The sequence below is a fragment of the Trichocoleus sp. AS-A1 genome (assembly GCF_039962015.1).
GTDB lineage: Bacteria > Cyanobacteriota > Cyanobacteriia > Cyanobacteriales > FACHB-T130 > FACHB-T130.
In genome coordinates this window covers 1-6303 of sequence record NZ_JAMPKG010000078.1, presented here as the reverse complement: position 1 = coordinate 6303, position 6303 = coordinate 1, and the positions used below count along the sequence as shown (strand labels likewise).

Below are 6303 nucleotides of genomic sequence, written 5' to 3'. Positions count from 1 at the left end.
GCTGGGATTTAATCATTTAATTGCTGCAATGAATCAATTTAAACCCGGTTTGGCTTCTGGATAATTTAACTGATTTACTACTTGCTTCCCCGGAAAGTGACAGAAAAGGGATACAACAGATTAGCTCAGAGAATGAAAGCTTACTTAAGAAGCTTCAACAGACTAGGGCAGAACTGGAGGAAGTGTGATCGCACTCATCAGAACTAACTGTTGATAACCAACTGCCAGAACCCGCAGAACTGCTTAACCAGTTTAGAAAGAAGCTACCCAAGTCTAAAATCAGTTTGCGTGAGGTGGAGTTGCTGCTAGAACTGCTCTGATAGTGCGATGCCCCTACTACCAACAAGGCAGTAGGGGTAGATGGAAAAGTGATATGTCATCCCCCGTGTAGTGATGACTATCTCAGCCAAGTAGTTGATCGAAAGATGATGAGGGTGGTAGGATGTTCTTATTATCTCTTTATCCCCTATATTCCTACTCATTCAACTCTTTTATATACATCCGCAACTTTTCCATACTTGTATTTAGAAAAATTACTACTAAAGCCCCCAACCATTTTTCTTTACCTTCCTTAGCAAAAATCTCATCTATAAATTCTTCCGCCGTTCCGCCATCCGCCCATAAATGCTTTTTTAAATAATTTTTGTATAGCTTTTCATTGATTTCATACAATTCTTCTATGGTGTCGACTCTTTCCTTATGATCTTTTAAAATTTGCCAGTTGTGGATATAAAAAGATTTGGATTCAAAGTTTTTGTCCATGTTTTGGTTTTATTAATGAATAAATTTTTAAAATTATATAGTGAACGAAGTCTCCCTGACAACAAATAATATATATTTACTCCCACATATATATTTATAACTGATTAATTTTACTTATAAATATAAAATTGAGGGCAGAGGGCTTTTATGCAGAAAAGGAAACACTGACAGGTATAGCAACCGCCAAGGCAGTTAGGACAGAAACTAGAAGTAGTCCCTTGTTGGAGAAGCAATCGCTTAACCAATGCCAAAACCCTACAGTTACGACCTGCGTCAGAGGGTGATCCAATTGATCAAACTCGATGGCTTGAAGAAAAGCGAAGCGAGTCAACTATTTAACATTAGCTGCAACACCATCGACCTGTGGCTCAAACGGCTCTCAGAAACCGGAGACTACCAAGCCAAGCCGAATCAGCCACCAGGGAATGGTCATAAGATCACCGACTGGGAGGAGTTTCGTGAGTTCGCTCAAGCTCATGGAGATAAAACCCAAGTTGAGATGGCAAAACGCTGGAAGGAACACATTAGCGCTCGCACGATTTCACGGGCGCTCAAGAAGATTGGCTTCACTCGAAAAAAAAGACCTATGGCTATCGCGAACGCGATGAAGTCAAGCGACAAGCGTTTGTAGCTCACTTATCTGCCCTACTACCATCCGAAATTGTTTACGTTGATGAGTCTGGGATGGATAACCGAGACGAGTATGCCTACGGTTGGAATAAACAAGGGGAGCGCTTCTATGCACTCAAGTCAGGGCGACGCGAGGGGCGGGTCAACATGATCGCTGCACTGTGTAACTAAAATCTGATCGCTCCCTTTACCGTTGAGGGAGCGTGTAATCGAACAGTGTTTGCGACCTGGCTGGAAAATTGGAAAGCTTCCAACACTTATTCCCGGACAGGTTGTGGTGATGGATAATGCCACATTCCACTCTCGTCGGGCGTATTGAGCAACTGATTGAGGATGTGGGCTGTCAAGTGCTGTACTTACCTCCCTATTCACCGGACCTCAACAAGATTGAGCAATGCTGGTCTTGGTTAAAGAGTCGAATCCGCAAACAACTAGATCAGTTTAATTGTTTACGAGATGCGATTGAGGATGTCTTGCGCTTTACGTCTTAACCGCCTTGGCGGTTGCTATATAACCATCCTCTGTAATGGCATTTCCCTGGAGCGTCACCCTTCAAAGTTGATAATCTACAGCAATCGGTTGTACTTGCTCTTCGCTAGTCACTACTGGGGCACCTGAAAATGGATGAAAGTTTATCAATTCTGCCAGTAGTGCAGCCGCTGTTATAAAGTATAAAACTACACTAAATTTTATGAGCCATGCACCATTCATTGAAGATTTCCTTTTGGGCAGAGTTTAATTTCTTAAACATGGTACCAACCTTCTCAAAATCGTCATGTATCTTAAGCAACATTGAAGCGATCGCGCGACCTAAATTCCCTTGAGGATGCTCCACAATGAATCTCCCGATCGCTTTTGAAGGCGAGTAGGAATATTTGTTTCTGTTGTAGACATCCAGTAAAATCGGATTCGTCTTCTGCGATCGCTAGCAGGCTTTTTTCCTATACTGCTTTATCAATTTTTGTGGTCTTCCAATCCCTAACACTAGGGGCTAGAGAAATTAAATCTTCAATATTGCGCCGCATTGTGGCACAAATCGCATCCAAAGGAAGGTCATTGGCATCGTGCCCAAAAGGATTCTCAATTTCAATCCCAATTTCTTCAATTCCAAACAATGTAAAGCTAATTAAAGAAACCGTTAGCCCAGTCCACCAATGCAACTGTCCAACCATTTGAAACGGCAAAGATAGACAATAGATTAACAGTAACTGCTTGAGATGGATTACATAAGCCATTGGAATTGGAGTTTTGAGAATGCGTTCACAAGCCCCTAAATTGTCTACTAGTAGATTAATCAAATTTTGCAAAGAATTCATTTGATAAACATTCAGGCGATTTCGACCATGTTGTTCTTGTAAATAATCTCCAATCCAAAACGCAACTTCTAGTGGTGGATTGTTCATTGTCTTTAGCTTAAAGTAGCGAGACTCAGACATCAAATCTTCTAGTTCACTGTTGACTGGCTCTGACCTAAGATGCAATTTAGTCGCTACTGAAAAAGCTACTAGAAGCCGTAAAGCAGCTATTTTCGACTCTCTATCTTTCGGTTCGTTTTCGTCAACCGATACCCAAATTTGACGAGCCAGGTTGCGGACAGTGTTCACGATACTACCCCAACATTTCCGACCTTCCCAGAACCGCTCGTAAGCTGTATTCGTCCGAAAAACTAGTAATAAACCTAAAACAATATTAGGAATTAAGCTAGCTAAAATTGGCAAAGATACAGCTAATTTAAAATGGTAAAGAACAGAAATAATTAAGCCAAATAACCCACAAAGAAGGGTTCTAGGCAAGACTGCCGGAATGACCGATCCTTTTAACTGGAAGGTAACTTGAAACCACTGCCATTTCTTTTTATCCATTAAACTTTAACCTCTAACTTTGACTCAGACGCTGAATTACATCCAAAAGATAATACTCGATTTATCCTTGAGATTTTTTTAAGGTTATAGCATAGTCAGTAAATGTTTCTGAAACAGTCTTGTCCTTTTAGGAGTAGATTGTGTCAACGATGTTCCATTGCAGTTAGTAGCAGGTAAGCGATCGCATTGTTAGATGGTTTCAATCGCGATCGCGCTTCGGAATTGCTAAAAGTATTAATAATTGCAGTATTGTTTACCCGGATTGTGGTAAATTATTGGGTTTTGCTTGAGATTGCCCTAAAATTTAAATAATTATAAAATATAGCGCTCTTTGACAGGCACGCAAAGCTATCTTAGCTGCCCCAAGCCATATTTAAGAAGTGTCTTCTGGAGGTACTTTGACCACTGTTCCCCTGCCGCCTAACGAAATAGAACGCCTAGAGGCACTGCGTCGCTACAACATTCTCGATACACCTCCCGAAGAAAGCTTCGACCGCATTACGGCTCTGGCGGCTCGGCTTTTTGACGTACCCATTGCCCTCGTTTCTTTAGTTGACCAATTTCGAGCCTGGTTTAAATCCTGCTACGGCTTTGATACCCGCGAAATTAATCGTGAAGCAACAATGTGTAGCTTCGCGATTTTGTCTAAGGATGTTTTCGTCGTTGCAGATACCAGAAATGACCCCCGCTTCGCTTGTAAGCCCTATGCAATTAGCGAACCGGGGATTCGCTTCTATGCAGGTGCCCCCCTAATTGCGAAGGATGGCTTTAATCTTGGCACCCTTTGTCTTGTAGATAGCAAGCCGCGCCATGAATTAAGTGAAGAACAGCGAGCAACCCTTGCCGATCTAGCGGCGATGGTGGTTGATGAGCTAGAGTTGCGGCTGGCTGCACACAAAATTGCTCAGATGGATGCTGCCCTCATTGAGGTGACGAAGGGAGTTTCGGCAGCGACAGGGGAGGCGTTTTTCTACTCCCTGGCGCAACACCTCACCAAGGCATTGGACGTTGATTTCGCTTTTATTGGGGAACTGGCGGGGAAAGACGAAGATAAAGTCAGCACGATTGCTCTCTATGCCCAGCATGAGATTGCAGACAATATTGAGTATTCACTGCTGAATACACCTTGCAAACAGGTGATTCAGCAAGGAAAGCTATGCTGCTATCCCCGCAATCTCCAAGCGCAATTTCCTGGTAATTTTTTGCTTGCCGAGATGGACGTTGACAGCTATATCGCAACTCCGCTTTTAGGCTCCACAGGAAGAGTGTTGGGATTAGTGGGGGTGATGGCTCGAAAACCGTTGGAGAATCTCCATCTGGCAGAATCGCTGCTGACAATCTTTGCCACCCGTGCGACGGCAGAACTGGAGCGCAAGCGAGCGGAGGAAGAACGTGCCCGACTGTTGGCTAGCGAACAAGCGGCACGCGCCGAGGCAGAGGCGGCGAACCGTATGAAAGACGAGTTTTTGGCGGTACTTTCTCACGAATTGCGATCGCCCCTCAACCCAATTATCGGATGGTCGGGGATGCTTCGCACTCAGAAGTTGAATGCAGCAACGACTGCTCGCGCCCTGGAAACCATTGAGCGCAACGCTAAGTTACAAGCAGAGTTGATTGAGGATCTGCTGGATGTGTCGCGGATGATTCGAGGCAAACTTTCCTTGAATGTGTGCCCGGTTAATCTGATCTCAATTGTTCAAGCGGCGATGGAGACGGTGCATCTAGCCGCAGCGGCTAAAAGCATTCGACTGGAATCGGTACTCGATCCCGCCGTTGGTTTGGTTGTCGGCGATCCAAACCGCTTGCAGCAGATTATCTGGAACTTGCTCTCGAATGGGATCAAGTTCACACCCTCCGGGGGACGAGTGGAAATCAAGCTCGATTGCACTGATTCTTATGCCCAGATTGAGGTGAGCGATACAGGCAAAGGAATCGAGGCTGACTTTCTGCCCTATGTCTTCGAGCGCTTCCGTCAAGCTGATAGTACCAGCACGCGATCGCAAACAGGGCTTGGTTTGGGTTTGGCAATTGTTCGTCACCTCACCGAACTACACGGCGGAACTGTCTGTGTTGACAGTCCTGGGGAGGGGCAGGGGGCAGTCTTTACGGTGAAACTGCCGCTGATGATGAAGACTGAGTTGAAAGGACTCAAGCCTGAGCTAGAAGCCCCACTTAGTACACAGCCTTCATCAAGCTTCAGCACTGTACTAGAAGGGTTACAGGTGTTGGTTGTAGATGACGAGGCTGATAGCCGAGATTTTCTCGCGATCGCGCTTGAACAGTATGGAGCGAGGGTAACAGCAGTAGCATCGGTACAGGAGGCACTTGAAGCGCTGCAACAGCTAAAACCAGATGTCTTAGTGAGCGACATTGGGATGCCCGATGAGGATGGCTACACGTTGATCGGCAAAATTAGAGCAATGACGCCAGAACAAGGAGGACAGATTTCAGCGGTAGCACTGACGGCGTATGCCAGAAGCGAGGATTGCGAGCGTGCGATTTTGGCAGGCTTCCAGCAGCACGTCACAAAGCCTGTCGAGGCAGCCGCGTTCGCTGCAACAATTGCTAGCTTGGCTAGAAATTCTTTGAATGTAGTCTCCTAGTTGGGGATGCGATCGCGTTGTAACTGAGGTCAAGGGCGATCGCGTTGTAACTGAGGTCAAGGGCGATCGCATTACGAAATTACCTGCCTGGGCAGGTAATTCTTGTGTTTATGCTGCCTTGGTGAGAATTACTGACATCTTCATTTTATCAACATAATTCTCTGCAAGAAAGGACCGTGTTTATTCGGATGGTTATTCTTTTCTTTACCTTTATGGTTTTGAGATTTCTGGATTCAAGTTAGTTGTATTGGCAACGGTAATTTTTATGAAATATCCAGCATCGAACTCACTAATTGTACAGTGACTTTTTATTTGACGTGGAGACAGATTATAGCGGTTCTCACATGAGAGGAATACACTCTGAGGTATCAGGAGCAACGTAGTAACAGCAATGAGTGAACCAGCCAATCATGTCTTTAATGGTGACTGAATTGAATGCTTCTGTA

Annotated in this window: 4 protein-coding genes and 1 pseudogene; 2 read left to right on the top strand and 3 right to left on the bottom strand. The window is 44.7% G+C overall.

The window, feature by feature from the left end; translation table 11 throughout:
- Positions 1-474: 474 nt before the first annotated feature.
- The gene (locus tag NC994_RS27455) at positions 475-762 is read right to left on the bottom strand and encodes a hypothetical protein (RefSeq protein ID WP_190435572.1); all 288 of its coding nucleotides are present in this window, start codon (positions 760-762) and stop codon (positions 475-477) included.
- Between the two features lie 244 nt (positions 763-1006).
- On the opposite strand from NC994_RS27455, the pseudogene NC994_RS27450 reads away from it, so the two are divergent.
- A pseudogene (locus tag NC994_RS27450) lies at positions 1007-1883 on the top strand (IS630 family transposase).
- A 191-nt stretch (positions 1884-2074) separates the two neighbouring features.
- On the opposite strand, the gene NC994_RS27445 reads toward NC994_RS27450, so the two are convergent.
- Together NC994_RS27445 and NC994_RS27440 are read right to left on the bottom strand one after the other, a co-directional pair.
- Complete coding sequence (locus tag NC994_RS27445; RefSeq protein ID WP_348225664.1) at positions 2075-2227, bottom strand: hypothetical protein; 153 nt, start codon at positions 2225-2227, stop codon at positions 2075-2077.
- 106 nt (positions 2228-2333) lie between these two features.
- Positions 2334-3254, bottom strand: a complete 921-nt coding sequence (locus tag NC994_RS27440; RefSeq protein ID WP_190435570.1) for a bestrophin family ion channel — start codon at positions 3252-3254, stop codon at positions 2334-2336.
- Between the two features lie 398 nt (positions 3255-3652).
- On the opposite strand from NC994_RS27440, the gene NC994_RS27435 reads away from it, so the two are divergent.
- On the top strand, positions 3653-5857 hold the full coding sequence (locus tag NC994_RS27435; RefSeq protein WP_199299613.1) for an ATP-binding protein: 2205 nt from the start codon (positions 3653-3655) through the stop codon (positions 5855-5857).
- The last annotated feature ends 446 nt before the right edge of the window (positions 5858-6303 follow it).